Origin of the sequence: Lysobacter enzymogenes (assembly GCF_023617245.1) — a bacterium.
Lineage (GTDB): Bacteria > Pseudomonadota > Gammaproteobacteria > Xanthomonadales > Xanthomonadaceae > Lysobacter > Lysobacter yananisis.
On the sequence record NZ_CP067396.1, the window covers coordinates 786,781 to 801,835 of the forward strand.

Sequence of the window (15,055 nt, forward strand, 5' to 3'; positions counted from 1 at the left end):
ACGGTCGTGGGGGCTAGACGGTATGCGTTGCGACGCGACGCCGTCGGTCGCGCTCAGTCCGCAACCGGCTGCGGCAAGCCCCACGCCTTCCACACCGCCCGATACTGCGCCTGCGGCAACAGCACGAACAGCGGCCGCGCCTGCGGCCGCAGCCACGCCAGCAGTTCGTCCATCGCCGCGTCGCTCATCGCCGTGCAGCCGGCGGTCGGTTCGCCCGGCGCGCGCTGCAGGTGGGCGAAGATGCAGCTGCCGGCGCCGGGGACGTGCGTCGGGTTGTGGGCGATGACGAAGCCCAGGCGGTAGCGCGGATCGCCGTCGGCGTGCAGGTCGCGGCGCATCGGTTCGGTCGAGCCCTTCACCGCTTCGTCGCCGACCTGGCGCGCATCGACGATGCGGTCGTACAGCGGCGAAGCGGGCACGTCGATGCAGTAGTGGCTGGCGCGCATCGGCGCGTACGGCAGCGCGGTCTGCGCGGTTTCGGCGTAACCGAACGCGGTGCCGACCGCGAACATGCCGGCCGGCGCGCGGCCGTCGCCTTCGCGTTTGAGCGGCCCGCCGTCGTCGGGCGCGGCGCGCAGGCCGCGGCCCCAGGCGGCGCCGTTGCGGCCGATGCTGACGGCGACCGGTTCGCCGACCGCGAGCCACTGGCCGCCTTCGAACAGATAGCGCTGCAGGCGGCCTTGCGTGGCGTTCCAGTCGGCGGTGGTGACCAGCACCAGCTGCGGCTGCGCGGCGCCGTCGCCGGCGCGGTCGGCGCGGGTGCTGGCGCAGCCGGCGAGGGTCATGGCGGCGGCGAAGAGCAGGGCGGGGACGTAGCGGGGCATGGCGGATTGGTTCCTGGAAAATGGTTCGCCGGGTGCGACGGGCTTGCGTCGTTTTTTGTAGGAGCGGCGCGAGCCGCGACCGCGACATCGCACCTGCGGCGCAAGGTTCGTCGCGAGCGAAGTGTCGCGGTCGCGGCTCGCGCCGCTCCTACAGGGAGATCGCGCGGCAGCGCGGTCGATGGGATGCGGAAACCGCGCGGCATCGCGGTCGCTGCGGTGTTCGGATCGCGCGGCATCGCCAACGATCCGCCTCAGATGTCGAGCATGTCCTGCACCCGCTCGGCCTGGCGGTCGAGCTGGCGCAGCCGGTCCTGGCCGCGTTCGCACAGCAGCACGAAGATCAGGTCGAGCAAGTGCTGCAGCGCGCTGTGGTACAGCAGCGGTTCGACGTGCGCGCGCTCGTCGTGCGCCGACACCAGCAGCGCGTGGTCGGCGTGCGCGCGCAAGGGGTTGGGCGTGTGCCGAGTGGCCGAGACCACCCGGCCGCCGCTCTCGGCGAAGCTGCGCGCCAGATGGCACAGCGAGGTCAGCTTGCCCTGTTCGGACAGCACCAGCAGCACGTCGCCGGCGCCGGCGCTGGCGGTGCTGGCGGCCATCAGCACCGGATCGAAATGGTGGATGCCGAGGATGCCGATCATCGCCAGCTTCATCGACAGCGCGCGCGCCGGCACGCCGTCCTCGCCCAGGCCGATCACGTAGACACGGCGCGCGTGCTGGATCAGTTCGGCGATGGCTTCGATGCGCTCGGGCGGATTGATCAGCCGGGTCTCTTCCTCGGCGCGGGCCTTGCCGTGCCACAGCCGTTCGGCCAGGGCCTGGTTGGGATCGGTCGGCGCGGCCTGGGCGCCGGCGCCGTCGTCGTGGCGGTCGCCGCGCGCGATCGCCTCGCCGATGGAGAACTTCAGGTCCGGATAGCCCTTGAAGCCGAGCTTCTGGCTGAACTTGACCACGCTCGACTGGCTGATCCCGAGCGCGTTGGCCAACTGCTGCGAAGAGTAGTCGCGCAGCAGGTGCGCGTTCTCCAGCAGGTAGTCGGCGATGCGGCGTTCGATCGCCGACATCTGGTCGCGTTCTGAGCGGATCTTGAGCAGGGGCGACATCGGCAGGGGTCCGGTCCCGGGCGCGGCGGTGGACTACAGCGTAGCCGGCTTCGCGCCGGTGCGCAGGTCAGGCGGCGGCCAGCGTCTCCAGGCCACGGATCTCGCGGATGCCCAGGCCCGGCGCATCGGTGACGGTGATCTCGGACTCGTTGAAGATCACCCCGCCGTCGACCGGGTTGAACGCGCACAGCGAGGGGCCGTCGAGGTCGACCTTGGTGATGACGTTGGACTTGGCCACCGCCAGGTGCACCGCCGCGGCGACCGAGATCGAGGTCTCGATCATGCAGCCGATCATGCATTCCACCCCGTACATCGCGGCGATGTCGGCGATCTGGATCGCCTTGGACAGGCCGCCGGTCTTCATCAGCTTGATGTTGATGATGTCGGCCGCGCGCATGCGGATCAGGTCGATCACCTCGACCGGGCCGAACACGCTTTCGTCGGCCATGATCGGGGTGTGGACGCGGTCGGTGACGTACTTGAGCCCTTCCAGGTCCTGCGCCTTGACCGGTTGTTCGACCAGTTCCAGCCGCACGCCGGCGTCTTCCAGCGTCTGCAGGGCGTACACCGCCTGCTTCGCGGTCCAGCCCTGGTTGGCGTCCAGGCGCAGCAGGGCGCGGCCCTCGACCGCGGCGTAGATCGCCTTGACCCGCTCGATGTCGACGCCGATGTCCTTGCCGACCTTGATCTTGAGCGACTCGAAGCCGCGGTCCACCGCGGCGATCGAATCGGCGACCATCTTCTCGATGTAGTCCACCGAGATGGTCAGGTCGGTGGTGATGACCGGATCGCCGCCGCCGAGCATCTTGTACAGCGGCGCGCCGTAGAGCTGGCCGAACAGGTCGTAGACTGCGATCTCCACCGCCGCCTTGGCGCTGGAATTCTTCTCGATCGCGCCCTGGATCAGGCCGGTGATGCGGTTGAGGTTGGCGATCTCCTGGCCGATCAGGCGCGGCGAGATGAACTTGCGGATCGCTTCCACGATGGAGCCGTGGGTGTCGCCGGTGATCGGCGCGGTCGCCGGCGCCTCGCCGTAGCCGACGTGGCCGGTGTCGGTGTGGATGGTGACGACGATGTCCTCGACCGTGTCGACCGTGCGCAGCGCGGTCTTGAACGGCGTCTTGAGCGGAACCCGCAGCATGCCGAATCGGATGTCGGTGATCTTCATGTGTCGATGGTGTCGTGGGGTGCGTCGTGTTCGGGTGAGGCGCCGGGCGCCGTAGAAGAAGGTAAGCCGGTCCGGTCGCAGAGGCGAGCGGCGCTTCGCGACGAGCCGTTTTTATGTGGGAGGGCCTTCAGGCCCGACGCTTCTGTTCCCGGTCGCGGTGGCTTGGAAGAAAAGCGTCGGGCCTGAAGGCCCTCCCACAAGAGCAGGCTGCATCGGGGCCGAAGGCCTTCCCACAGGGGCGGCGCTCATGGACGAATACGTTGAATGCTGGTGATCCGGTCCACCGTCGGCTGCTCCTTGTTGAACAGCAGCGGCACCAGCGGCGTCACCGAGACGCCGTTGAGATGGACCCGGGCGAGGTCGCCGGTGCGGTCGCGGAAGGTGATGCCGGTGGTGTCGTGGATCACGTACGGCCAGCCGTCCTCGTGCCCGACCACCATCATCACGTGGCCGGGGATGTAGATCAGGTCGCCGACCTCCAGGGTCTTGACGATCTTCAACCGTTCTTCGTGGCCGAGCGTTTCGTCCAGGTCGATGCGGTTGTAGGCCGGGCTCACCGCCTGGTCGCGGGTGTTGCGCGGCAGCTGCACGCCGAAGCTGCGGTAGATCTCCGAGACGAAGCCGCTGCAGTCGCGGGTGTTGTAGGAATGGCCCCAGCCGTAGCGTTCGCCGAAGAACTTGAAGCCCTGGCGGACCAGGTTGGCCTGGGTCAGCGGCAGGTAGTCCGCCGCGGTGTCGGCGGTGCGCGGCAGCAGCGCCGGCGAGAATTTCAGCGTGCCGTCGGCGTCGCGGTACGGCAGTTCGATCACGTGCGAGGCGTAGTGGTGCTGGCCGTTGACCGGCCGGTCCGCCGGCCAGTCGGCCAGCAACGGCACGCGCACGCCCATCTCCAGTTGCACGTCGGAGACGCCGGGCTGCTCGGGCGTGTGCACGGTGCGCGCGGTCGCGCCGGTGACGACCAGGTACGGCGTCTTGCGGGTGTAGGCGAACACCGCCGGCTTGTCGCCGAGGGCGACGCGGTCCTTCTCGACCCAGGCGGCGTACAGCGGGCTGACCACGAACCAGTACTTGCGGTCGCGGCTTTCGTGCGCGACCGCCACCGGCGTGCCCGGGAACAGCGCGCTTTCCTGGAAGCGGTCGATGTCGGTATCGCCGCGCGAATTGAACACGCGCATGCGGGTGGGGAAGGTGCGCAAATCGGCGCGGCGCACCACCAAGCCGTAGCGGACGGCTTGCTGCGCGGGAATCGCGTCGAGCGCGAGTTCGGCGTCGAAGCCTTGCAACGTGGCGGCCGGGACGTCTTCGCCGCGTTCGTCGAACAGCGGTTCGTCGCGCGCCTGCGAGATCGCTGCGATCCATTCGCGCACGCGCTCGCGCGGCAGCGTCGCCGGCAGGCGCTCGATGTCGTGCACGGACGCGTCGAGCTCGGCCAGGCGCGCGTTCTGGCGGGCGATGGCGCGGCCGTCGAGGATCACCGCGTCGGGCTTGCGCTGCTGGCGGATCCAGTAATCGGCGTTCAATTGCCCCTCCTCGATGCCGATCACGCCGGTCGCGGGAATGCCGCGGTCGCGCGCGGCGCCGGGCGCGGTGCTAGGGCTCTGCGCGAACAGCGTGCCCGACAGCAGCGCCGATGCTGCGATGCAGCGCGCGAGTGCGCGAAAGCGGGTGGGGCGTCGGCGGCTCGGGGCGATACCCATCGCGTCAGGCTCCGGCGGGCGCGCGCGGTCGGCGGGCGCCGTCACAGGGCGATGCCGGACGTCCGGCATCGATGCCGGGCGCGCCGCGGCGCGTCCGGGGTCGAGCCGGAGAATACATGCTTCCTAGCGAAAATAGATACGGAATAATTTATTGACCGCCTTTCTTCCACATGTTACACAGCCATGAACCGATGGCCCCGCGTGGGTGACACAGGTATGGATCCCGTGACTGACCTGCTGTTTATCGCTCCCCGCGCGAGGGCCATCGTCTCTCCCGGCGGACGCTGGCGCCCGTGCGCGTTGGCGTTCGGCCTGATCTTCGCGCTGCCGGCGCTTGTGCTGGGCCTGCGCGTGTCGGTCGGCCCCGCACAGGCGCAGGCGCGCGCGGCCGACGAGGCCGCCGCGCGCGAACTCGACGCCATCGTGGCGCTGATCGACGCCGGCCGTTTCGACGATGCGCGCGCGCGAATCGATGCCGCATCGCAACAGCCCGGCGTCGACGAACGCGAACGCGCCGCGCTGGCCTTCCAGCGCGAGCGCATGCGCCGCATCCGCCTGGACTTCGGCCTGGACCGGGCCCAGGCCGAACAGAAGGTGCGCGCGCAGATTCCCGATCTCAAGCGCGAAGAGTTCGACGCCTGGGACCGCCAGGGCCTGCTCGAATCGATGACCATCGACGGCGACAAGCGCTACTTCAACCGCGCGCCGTCGAACCTGTTCCGGCTCAGCGCGCAGGCGCTGGCGCGGCGGCGGCCCGATGCCAAGCCGTTGAGCGCGGGGCCGATGGAAACGCTCAACGATCATCAGCGCGAAGTGCGCGACGACGCGCTCGAACGCGGTTACGGCGCGCCGCGGCGCGTGCGCATCGTCCAGTCGCTGACGGTGAAGGCCGACGCGGTGCCGGCCGGCAAGACGTTGCGCGCATGGCTGCCGTATCCGCGCGAACTGCCGCATCAGCAGGAAGACATCCGTTTCCTCGCCAGCGCGCCGGCCGCGCACAAGATCGCGCCGGCATCGAGCCTGCAGCGCACGGTCCACTTCGAGCAGCCCGCGCAAGCCGGCAAACCGACGAAATTCGAGGTCAGCTACGAGCTGACCGTGTTCGGCCAGTACCGGCGCATCGATCCGGACAAAGTCGCGCCCGCGCCGGACAACGGGGAAACCCGCGATTACCTGGGCGAGCGCCCGCCGCACATCGTGTTCACCCCGGCGCTGCGCGAATTCTCGCGCAAGGTCGTCGGCGCGGAGAAGAATCCGTACCGGATCGCGCAGAAGCTCTATGCCGCGGTCGACGCGATCCCGTGGGCCGGCGCGCGCGAGTATTCGACGATCTCCAACATTTCCGACTACGCGCTGCGAGCCGGCCACGCCGACTGCGGCCAGCAGACCCTGCTGCTGATGGCGCTGCTGCGCCTCAACGGCATTCCGGCGCGCTGGCAGTCCGGCTGGGTCTACGGCGACGACGGCTATACCAACATGCACGACTGGGCCTGGCTGTACCTGGCCCCGTACGGCTGGCTGCCGGTGGACGTCACCACCGGCCGCTTCGAATCGCCCGATCCGCAACTGGCCGGCTTTTACCTCGGCGGCCTGGACGCGTACCGGGTGGCGTACAACGACGATTACGGCCGCGGCTTCGTCCCGGCCAAGCGGTTCGATCGTTCCGAGACCGTGGACTCGCAACGCGGCGAGGTCGAGTGGGAAGGGGGAAATCTCTACTTCGACCAGTGGGACTACGACTACAAAGCGCAGGTGCTGACGACGAAGCAGTGACGCGGCGCGGCACCGCCCACATCAGTTAGGGGAGGAAGTGCGGCAATGAAAGGCAAGAGCTTTCGCAGGTCCGGCTTGTGCGTGGCGATGGGGATCTGCCTCGCATCGATGATGCTGCCGGCGCTGGCGGCCAACACCGACGGTTCGCTGTCCGGCCGCGTCGCCGCCGGCGCCGAGGTCACCGTGCGCAATGCCGACACCGGCTTCACCCGCACGGTCAAGGCCGATGCGCAGGGCAACTACCGCTTCCCGTTCCTGCCGATCGGCACCTACCAGCTGCAGGCCAGCAAGGACGGCCAGGCGGTCGGCGAGACGGTGCAGGTGGTGGTGAGCCTGGGCAACGAATCCAACGTCAGCCTCGGCGGCGCCACCGACCTGGCCGCGGTGCAGGTGATCGGCTCGCGCGTGATCACCCCGGTGGACGTGCGCTCGACCGAATCGGCCACCAACATCACCCAGGCCGAACTCGAGCGCGTGCCGATCGCCCGCGACGCCCAGGCGGTAGCGCTGCTGGCGCCGGGCGTGGTCCAGGGCCAGTACGGCGGCGCCTCGTTCGGCGGCTCGTCGGTGTCGGAGAACGCGGTCTACATCAACGGCCTCAACGTCACCGACTTCTACAAGCGGGTCGGCTTCTCGACCATCCCGTTCGGCTTCTTCAAGGAGTTCCAGGTCAAGACCGGCGGCTATTCGGTCGAATTCGGCCGCACCACCGGCGGCGTGATCAACGCCGTCACCCAGTCGGGCACCAACGAGTTCAAGTACGGCGCCGAGCTGGTGTGGGAGCCCAAGTCGCTGCAGTCCACCGGCGACGACCACTACGACCGCCAGGGCCGCGCCTACCGCATCTCCAGCAAGGACAAGTACGACCGCACCAACCTCAACGTGCATGCGTCCGGGCCGCTGGTGCGCGACAAGCTGTTCTTCTACGCGATGTACGAGTTCCGCGACTACCAGCCGCAGAGCACCAACAACGCCGGCGGCACCTTCTTCGACGGCAAGTCCGACAAGGGCTTCTGGGGCACCAAGCTCGACTGGCAGATCAGCGACCGCCACCTGCTCGAGTTCCTGGCCTTCTCCGACAAGAACGAGACCACCACCGACAACTACGACTTCACCACCGGCCGCCGCGGCGTGCGCAGCAACACCCAGTACAGCGAGGTCGGCGGCGTCAACTGGGCACTGACCTACACCGGCTACCTGAGCGAGAATTTCTCGATGAAGGCGCTGTACGGCGAGAACAAGCGCGACCGCATCGCCAGCAGCCTCAACGACCAGGACTGCGACGCGGTCCAGGACCGCCGCGACGGCAGCCTGCCGCAAATCGGCTGCGTGTCCTCGGCCCAGGTCGAGAACGGCGCCGACAAGCGCGAAGCCGCGCGCCTGGACTTCGAATGGCAGCTCGGCGACCACCTGCTGCGCTTCGGCCTGGACCGCGAAACCAACACCTCCGACAACGAGAGCTTCTATCCGGGGCCCTCGCGCAAGTTCTACCAGATCTATCCGACCGCGCCGGGCACCGAGCTGGAGAACGGCGGCATCGTCCCGGCCGGCGTCGTGGCCTACGTGCGCGCGCGCCAGCAGGAGGTCAGCGGCACCTTCGAGACGATCAACTCGGCCTATTACCTGGAAGACAACTGGCAGGTCACGCCGAACCTGATGCTCAACGCCGGCGTGCGCGTGGAGAGCTTCGACAACAAGAACGGCGCCGGCAGCACCTACATCAAGATCGACGACATGATCGCCCCGCGCGCGGGATTCTCGTGGGATTTCCGCGGCGACGGGCGCTCGAAGGTGTTCGGCAACATCGGCCGCTACTACCTGCCGCTGGTCAACCAGATCAACGTCAAGCAGGCCGGCGCCTTCCTCGACGAGCGCACCTACTACGCGTTCCAGGGGCTGGAAGCGTTCGAGCGCAACGGCACCACCTACTACCGGCCGATCCTCGGCGCGCAGATCGGCCCGATCGACAACAGCCAGGGCGACGGCACCGTCGGCGACCTGCGCAGCGAGGTCGACCGCGACCTCGATCCGGTCTACCAGGACGAGGCGATCCTGGGCTACCAGGCGATGTTCGGCGACACCTGGTCGTGGGGCGTGCGCGGCATCTACCGGCGCCTGCACAACGCCATCGACGACATGAACATCTCGTCCAACGGCATCGTCTGCAACGGCAAGCGCAAGGACATGGGCTATGTGATGGCCAACCCGGGCAAGAACGTCACGCTGTACACCGACACCGACTGCGACGGCGTCAACGACGCCTACGTCACCATCGACACCTCGCGCGCGGGCTGGGCGGTGTACGACGCCAACGGCAAGTACCTGGGCGAGCGCGGCTGGGTCAAGCCCAAGCGCACCTATCGCGCGCTGGAGTTCATGCTCGACCGCGCCTGGGACGACAAGTGGGCGTTCAACGCCTCGTACACCTGGTCCAAGAGCGAGGGCAACGCCGAGGGCCCGTCGAACTCCGACTTCGGTTTCGACAACACCAGCCGCACCGAGTCCTTCGACGATCCCTACGTCAACCTCGACGGCGACGGCCCGCTGCCGAACGACCGCCGCCACCAGCTCAAGCTGCGCGGCGCCTATGCGATCGACGACCACTGGACCGTGGGCGCGACCTTGAACGCCCAGTCCGGCCGCCCGATCAACGCCTTCGGCATGGGCACGCCGTACGATCGCCGCATCTACCACAGCTTCTACGTGTGCGTGGACAAGTGCACGCTGCCCTACGACCAGCGCGTGTACCAGCTGCGCGGGCGCGGCGCCGGCGGGCGCACGCCGTGGATCTACGACGTCGGCGCCAGCCTGACCTATCAGAAGTCCTTCGGCGCCGCCGACCTGCGGGTCAAGCTGGCGGTCTACAACCTGCTCAACCAGCAGCGCGCGGTGGAAGTGGACGACTCCTACGAGACCGGCGTCGGCGTGGTCAACAAGTTCTACGGCCTGGGCACCGGCTACCAGAACCCGCGCTACGCCCAGCTGACCGTGTCGGTGGATTTCTGAGCCGCGCGGCGTGAACCGCGTTGCCGCCTCGTGCTTTCGGGCGGCCCCGGCAGAACGGGGCCGTCTTCGTTCTACCTCGACAGGGCCGGCATCGCTGTCCCGCGCCATCGCGGGCATCGGTTTGCTTGGCGCGGCCCTGTTCTTTTCTTCGTCCGCGCCGGCGGCCGCGCACGACCCGCGCGCCGCCGGCCTGGACCGCCTCGTCGACGAAGTGCAGGCACGCTACCGCCTGCCCGGATTGGCGGTGGCGGTGGTCGAAGACGGCAAGGTGGTCTATGCGCGCACCGACGGCGAGCTGGTCGCCGGTTCCGGGCGAAAGATCGGTCCGGACGCGCTGTTCAAGATCGCCTCCAACACCAAGTCGATGACCACCGCGCTGCTGGCGCGGCTGGTGGATGCGGGAAAATTGCGCTGGGACGATCCGGTGACGAAGCATCTGCCGGATTTCCGCATGCACGAGGACTGGGTCAACCGCGAAATGCAGGTCCGCGACCTGCTGATCCACAACTCCGGCCTGCGCGCCGGCGCCGGCGACCTGATGCTGTGGCCCGAGCCGAACCGCTTCAGCCGCGGCGACGTGATCCACGGCCTGCGCTACCTCAAGCCGGTGCACAGCTTCCGCTCGCGCTACGACTACGACAACCTGCTCTACATCGTCGCCGGCGAAGTCGCCGCGGCCGCGGGCGGAGCGCCGTACGAGCAGTTGCTGCGGCGCGAAGTGTTCGCGCCGCTGGGCATGGACGGCTGCCGGGTCGGCGCGTTCGCGCGCCGCGACGCGGCGCCGCTGGCGCAGCCGCACGCACGGCGCGGGGGCCGCTACGTGCCGGTGCGCGAGGACGGCGACGCCATCGCCGCCACGCCGATGGACCCGGCCGGCGGCGTGCGCTGCGGCCTGGACGACATGACCCGCTGGCTGCGCGCCTGGCTCGATCCGGCCGCGCCCGCGCGCGACGGCCGGCCGTGGCTGTCGGCGCAGCAGCGCGGCGACCTGTGGCGCGCGCAGATGCCGATGACCCCGACCCGGCGCCAGCGCGAATGGTCGGGCACCCGTTTCGCCGCCTACGGCTACGGCTGGCGGCTCAGCGACTTCGACGGCGAATTCAAGGTCGCCCACACCGGCACGCTGATGGGCATGTACTCGCTGACCGCGCTGCTGCCCGAACGCAAGGCCGGCTTCGTGGTGCTGATCAACGGCGACGCCGGCGACGCGCGCAGCGTGTTCGACCAGGTGTTGAGCCAGCGTTACACGCGGATGCGCGACGGCCGGCCGCGCGGGGAGCGCGGCGTGGCCTGGTACGCCGACGCGATCGAACGCGAGGCGACCGCACCGCCCGCCGGCCGCGCGCCCGACGCTTCGGCGCGGCGGCCGGCGAAGCCTGAGGAGCTGCGCGGGCGCCTGGGCGTCTACCGCGATCCGTGGTTCGGCGAGGTCGGTCTGTGCGCGCGCGGCGGCGAAGTGGAATTCGCCTCGCGAAAGTCGCCGCTGATGACCGGTAAGATCGTCCGGGTCGGGCCGCGCCTGCTGGTCGACTGGGACGCGGAGGAAGTCGACGCCGAGGCCTGGATCGACTTCGCCGCCGCGGCCGAGCCAGCCGCCTTCAGCATGAGCAAGCTCGACCCGGATGCCGATTTCAGCTACGACTATGAAGACCTGGCGTTCGCGCGCGTCGGCGATTGCGGTTGAGGCCTGCGCGCTGCTGGTGCTGATCGGCTGCGTCGCCGCGGTGCGTTCGCCGCAGGCGCGGACCGGGCCGGCGCCATCGCCCGCGGCGGCCGCGGCCGCGCCGGTGTCGGCGGTCGCGCCGACCATCTCCACCGCCCAGGACGCCGCCGCGGCCGGCATGGTCGAGATCCGCAGCCTGGTGCCCGACATCGACCTGGAGATCCGCTACGCCGGCGGCGACAACTTCGTCGGCCGCCCGGTCGCCGGCTACCTCGGCGCCGCGTGCTACCTGCACCGGCCGGTGGCGCAGGCGCTGGCGCGGGTCGAGCGCGAACTGCGCGCGCAGGGGCTGCGCCTGCGCATCTACGACTGCTACCGCCCGGTGCGCGCGGTGCGCGACTTCGTCGCCTGGGCCGCCGATCCCGACGACCAGAAGACCAAGCCGCGCTACTACCCCACGCTGGACAAGAGCCGACTGCTCGGCGACTACATCTCGCCGACCTCGGGCCACAGCCGCGGCGCGACCTTGGACCTGACCCTGCTCGAACCCAGCGGCGAGGGCTACGCGCCGCTGGACATGGGCACCGGTTTCGATTTCTTCGACGAACTCGCCCACACCGACGCGCCCGGCGCGAGCCTGGCCCAGCGCGGCCACCGCCAGCGCCTGCGCGCGGCGATGCAGCGCGAAGGCTTCGAGAACTATCCGCTGGAGTGGTGGCACTACACCTTCAAGCCGGAGCCTACGCCGCGCACGGCGTTCGATTTTCCGGTGAGGTGAGCGGGGCGGGGGCGGGAACAGAGGGGGCTGGGGAATCGAAACGCAGGCCGCCGGAAGCGGCGCCGCGTCCGATCCCAAGCCATCGTTCGTGGGTGGCCGCTGGGGTCGATGGAGGCGAAGCGATGAGCGATGCGATGAACGTAGCGATGCCGGCCGCCGCCACCGGGTTGCGCGGCGGACGTCTCGTCGTCGTCGCCGCCTGCCTGGGCGCGGCCGCGTGCGCCGGCGCGCCGCAGCGCACGGCGGAGCAGGGCGCCGACGACGCGGCGCGGGCCGAACAGGTCGATGCCTTGCTCGCCGATTACCGGGGCCGCGTGCCCGGCGCCAGCGTGCTGGTGCTGCGCGACGGCCGGCCGGTGCTGCGGCGCGGCTACGGCATGGCGGTGCTCGAAGACAGCGTGGCGGCCGCGCCGCGGACCAACTACCGGCTGGCATCGGTCAGCAAGCAGTTCACCGCCGCCGCGGTGCTGTTGCTGGCCCAGGACGGCGCGCTGGACCTGGACGATCCGATCAAGCGCTGGCTGCCGAGCCTGCCCCAGGCCTGCGATGCGATCACGATCCGCCAGATCCTCAGCCATCAATCGGGCCTGATCGATTACGAAGACGTCATGCCCGCGCGCTTCGACGCCGACGCCCGGCAGATGCGCGACGCCGACGTGCTGGTGGCGCTCGAGGGCCAGGACCGTACCTACTTCGCGCCGGGCGGCGGCTACCGCTACAGCAACAGCGGCTACGCGCTGCTGGCGCTGACCGTGCAGAAGGCCTCGGGCCGTTCGTTCGCCGCCTTCCTGCGCGAGCGTATTTTCGCCCCGCTGGACATGCGCGACACCGTCGCCTACGAGCGCGGGGTGTCGCAGGTCGCGCACCGCGCCTACGGCTACAGCTTCGAAGACGGGCGCTGGCGGCGCACCGACCAGAGCCCGACCAGCGCGGTGCTTGGCGACGGCGGCATCTATTCGTCCATCGACGACCTGGCCAAGTGGGACGCGGCGCTGTACGACGACCGCTTGCTCAGCGACGCCTCGCGCCGGCTCGCGTTCGCGGCGCACACGCCGACCGACGTGGCCGAAGTCGGTTACGGCTACGGTTGGCGCATCACCGGCGAGACCTTGTGGCATTCGGGCGAGACGATCGGCTTTCGCAACGTCATCGTGCGCTGGCCGCAGCGGCGCCTGACCGTGGCGATGCTGAGCAACCGCAACGATCCCGAGCCGTACCGGACGGCGTTGAAGATCGGCGCGTTGTATCTGCACTGATCCCCCGACGGGTCAGGCCTTCTGTAGGCGCGGCGCGAGCCGCGACCGCGACACCTCGCTTGCGTCGAAGCCTGCGGCGTAGCTGTGGTCTCGCGGTCGCGGCTTGCGCCGCTCCTACAGGGGGTTCCGGGGGATTCGCGCCATGGACGGAACGCTGCGGGCCGGGGCGGCCGGCTATTTAATGCTTGCTATTAAATAGCGCGCTATGTAAATTGCGTCCCATGAAGACGCGCACCGCCCCCGCCCATCCGCCCAAGCCGACCCTGCTGCTCGACGACCAGCTGTGCTTCGCCCTGTATTCCACCGGGCTGGCGCTCAACAAGGTCTACCGCAAGCTGCTCGGCAAGCTGGAGCTGACCTATCCGCAGTACCTGGCGATGATGGTGCTGTGGGAGCGCGATGGGGTCACGGTGTCGGAGATCGGCGAGCGCCTGTTCCTGGACTCGGCCACGCTGACCCCGCTGCTGAAGCGCCTGGAGGCCGCCGGCTTGCTGACCCGCACCCGCGCCGCCAGCGACGAGCGCCAGGTGGTGATCGAGCTGACCAAGGCCGGCCGCGCGCTCAAGGCCAAGGCCCGCAGCGTGCCCGAGGGCATGGGCTGCGCGCTTGAAGACTGCAGCATCGACGAACTGACCGCGCTCAAGGCCCAGCTCGAATCCCTGCGCGCCAGCCTGATCGCCCATTCCTGATTCTTCCATTCCTGATTCTCCCAATCCTGCCCCGCCGCGACGAACATGCGGACGCAGCCACGACAGAAAAATAGCAAGCGATTCAATAGCCAACGATAGAAACCGCACCACCCGCCGCACACCCTTCCGATCCCTCGATCCCCACTCCCGGAGCACCCAGCCATGTCCCTCGAAAAAGTCCTCTACACCGCCCACGCCCACGTCACCGGCGGCCGCGACGGCCGCGCCGTGTCCTCGGACAACGCGCTCGACGTCAAGCTGACCACCCCGCGCGATCTCGGCGGCGCCGGCGGCGACGGCACCAATCCCGAGCAGCTGTTCGCGGCCGGCTACTCCGCCTGCTTCATGGGCGCGATGAAGTTCGTCGCCGGCCGCGACAAGATCGCGTTCCCGGCCGATGCGTCCATCGACGGCAGCGTCGGCATCGGCCCGCTGCCGACCGGCTTCGGCATCCAGGCCGAACTGAAGATCTCGCTGCCGGGCCTGGCGCGCGAGCAGGCGCAGGAGCTGATCGAGAAGGCCCACATCGTGTGCCCGTATTCGAACGCGACCCGCGGCAACATCGACGTGACCCTGACCCTGGTCTGAGCCGCCGACGTCCGCGGCGCGCCGCAACCGCGACTCGCTCACGAAACCCCGGACGCGCGCGCGTCCGGGGTTTTTTCGTGCGCGGCCGGCGCGGCGCCGGCGAAGCGCTGCCGACGGCAGTTTCGAAACGGGCAACCCGCTGCAAATTCCTTTCGCGAAGGCATGACATCCGGTGAGCGTGCGTGATCCCCGTACAGACGCATGAATGCGCTCAGCAAGCCGTGAGCGAGAGTGAGTTTTACGGAATTTTTCTGCTCATACACTGCGGCCGTTCGTTCACGCGATCCAAGCGTTTTCGTTGTTTCGCCCCTACCGGAGCCGAACGCTCCGCAACGCTGTCGATAGCGGTTCGGTCGCAGTCGGATGCACCGGGAAACCTGCAGCCCGGTCCATCGCCGGCACGAGCGCGACGACGCAGATCGCGAAGGCCCTCGTCCTTCGCTAGTCCGCCCGTTCCGGCATCCGCCCGTGCGATCCGTACTGCAGGCATGCAACCAGCAGATCGGAACCAGC

The 15,055-nt window shown here is 69.2% G+C and carries 12 protein-coding genes; 7 read left to right on the forward strand and 5 right to left on the reverse strand.

The window, feature by feature from the left end; genetic code table 11:
* Positions 1-53: 53 nt before the first annotated feature.
* From JHW41_RS03335 to JHW41_RS03350, 5 genes are all read right to left on the reverse strand, one after another.
* Positions 54-824 carry a L,D-transpeptidase family protein gene (locus JHW41_RS03335; protein WP_428995449.1) on the reverse strand — a complete coding sequence of 257 codons (771 nt, stop codon included), beginning with the start codon at positions 822-824 and terminating at the stop codon, positions 54-56.
* A gap of 251 nt (positions 825-1,075) precedes the next feature.
* The gene (locus JHW41_RS03340; RefSeq protein ID WP_250449028.1) at positions 1,076-1,924 is read right to left on the reverse strand and encodes a MurR/RpiR family transcriptional regulator; all 849 of its coding nucleotides are present in this window, start codon (positions 1,922-1,924) and stop codon (positions 1,076-1,078) included.
* A 67-nt stretch (positions 1,925-1,991) separates the two neighbouring features.
* Positions 1,992-3,092: a dipeptide epimerase gene (locus JHW41_RS03345; RefSeq protein WP_057949172.1), complete on the reverse strand. Its 1,101-nt coding sequence runs from the start codon at positions 3,090-3,092 to the stop codon at positions 1,992-1,994.
* Between the two features lie 111 nt (positions 3,093-3,203).
* Positions 3,204-3,341: a DUF6053 domain-containing protein gene (locus JHW41_RS26275; RefSeq protein WP_425608197.1), complete on the reverse strand. Its 138-nt coding sequence runs from the start codon at positions 3,339-3,341 to the stop codon at positions 3,204-3,206.
* Entirely contained in the window at positions 3,338-4,789 is a 1,452-nt protein-coding gene (locus JHW41_RS03350; protein WP_250449029.1) for an SH3 domain-containing protein, read from the reverse strand. The genes JHW41_RS26275 and JHW41_RS03350 overlap by 4 nt, the downstream gene beginning before the upstream one ends.
* A 336-nt stretch (positions 4,790-5,125) precedes the next feature.
* On the opposite strand from JHW41_RS03350, the gene JHW41_RS03355 reads away from it, so the two are divergent.
* The 7 genes from JHW41_RS03355 (at position 5,126) to JHW41_RS03385 (ending at position 14,542) form a co-directional block, all read left to right on the forward strand.
* Positions 5,126-6,562, forward strand: a complete 1,437-nt coding sequence (locus JHW41_RS03355) for a transglutaminase-like domain-containing protein (RefSeq protein WP_428995620.1) — start codon at positions 5,126-5,128, stop codon at positions 6,560-6,562.
* A gap of 45 nt (positions 6,563-6,607) precedes the next feature.
* Positions 6,608-9,568, forward strand: coding sequence for a TonB-dependent receptor (locus JHW41_RS03360; RefSeq protein ID WP_250449030.1), 2,961 nt, complete (start codon positions 6,608-6,610; stop codon positions 9,566-9,568).
* A 121-nt stretch (positions 9,569-9,689) separates the two neighbouring features.
* Positions 9,690-11,252 (forward strand): serine hydrolase domain-containing protein, encoded by a 1,563-nt coding sequence (locus JHW41_RS03365; RefSeq protein ID WP_250449031.1) that lies wholly within the window; start codon positions 9,690-9,692, stop codon positions 11,250-11,252.
* Positions 11,212-12,009 (forward strand): M15 family metallopeptidase, encoded by a 798-nt coding sequence (locus JHW41_RS03370; RefSeq protein WP_250449032.1) that lies wholly within the window; start codon positions 11,212-11,214, stop codon positions 12,007-12,009. Before JHW41_RS03365 ends, JHW41_RS03370 begins: the two co-directional genes overlap by 41 nt.
* A 146-nt stretch (positions 12,010-12,155) precedes the next feature.
* On the forward strand, positions 12,156-13,265 hold the full coding sequence (locus JHW41_RS03375) for a serine hydrolase domain-containing protein (protein ID WP_428995621.1): 1,110 nt from the start codon (positions 12,156-12,158) through the stop codon (positions 13,263-13,265).
* 221 nt (positions 13,266-13,486) lie between these two features.
* Entirely contained in the window at positions 13,487-13,954 is a 468-nt protein-coding gene (locus JHW41_RS03380; RefSeq protein WP_057949169.1) for a MarR family winged helix-turn-helix transcriptional regulator, read from the forward strand.
* A gap of 162 nt (positions 13,955-14,116) precedes the next feature.
* Complete coding sequence (locus tag JHW41_RS03385; RefSeq protein ID WP_057949168.1) at positions 14,117-14,542, forward strand: organic hydroperoxide resistance protein; 426 nt, start codon at positions 14,117-14,119, stop codon at positions 14,540-14,542.
* Positions 14,543-15,055 lie beyond the last annotated feature (513 nt).

Excerpts from the sequence above, each read along its gene's own strand:
- JHW41_RS03380 (WP_057949169.1), top strand. The coding sequence starts at position 13,487 with ATGAAGACGCGCACCGCCCCCGCCCATCCGCCCAAGCCGACCCTGCTG.
- JHW41_RS03385 (WP_057949168.1), top strand. The coding sequence starts at position 14,117 with ATGTCCCTCGAAAAAGTCCTCTACACCGCCCACGCCCACGTCACCGGC.
- JHW41_RS03375 (WP_428995621.1), top strand. The coding sequence starts at position 12,156 with ATGCCGGCCGCCGCCACCGGGTTGCGCGGCGGACGTCTCGTCGTCGTC.
- JHW41_RS03360 (WP_250449030.1), top strand. The coding sequence starts at position 6,608 with ATGAAAGGCAAGAGCTTTCGCAGGTCCGGCTTGTGCGTGGCGATGGGG.
- JHW41_RS03345 (WP_057949172.1), bottom strand. The coding sequence starts at position 3,092 with ATGAAGATCACCGACATCCGATTCGGCATGCTGCGGGTTCCGCTCAAG.
- JHW41_RS03335 (WP_428995449.1), bottom strand. The coding sequence starts at position 824 with ATGCCCCGCTACGTCCCCGCCCTGCTCTTCGCCGCCGCCATGACCCTC.
- JHW41_RS03350 (WP_250449029.1), bottom strand. The coding sequence starts at position 4,789 with ATGGGTATCGCCCCGAGCCGCCGACGCCCCACCCGCTTTCGCGCACTC.
- JHW41_RS26275 (WP_425608197.1), bottom strand. The coding sequence starts at position 3,341 with ATGAGCGCCGCCCCTGTGGGAAGGCCTTCGGCCCCGATGCAGCCTGCT.
- JHW41_RS03340 (WP_250449028.1), bottom strand. The coding sequence starts at position 1,924 with ATGTCGCCCCTGCTCAAGATCCGCTCAGAACGCGACCAGATGTCGGCG.
- JHW41_RS03370 (WP_250449032.1), top strand. The coding sequence starts at position 11,212 with ATGAAGACCTGGCGTTCGCGCGCGTCGGCGATTGCGGTTGAGGCCTGC.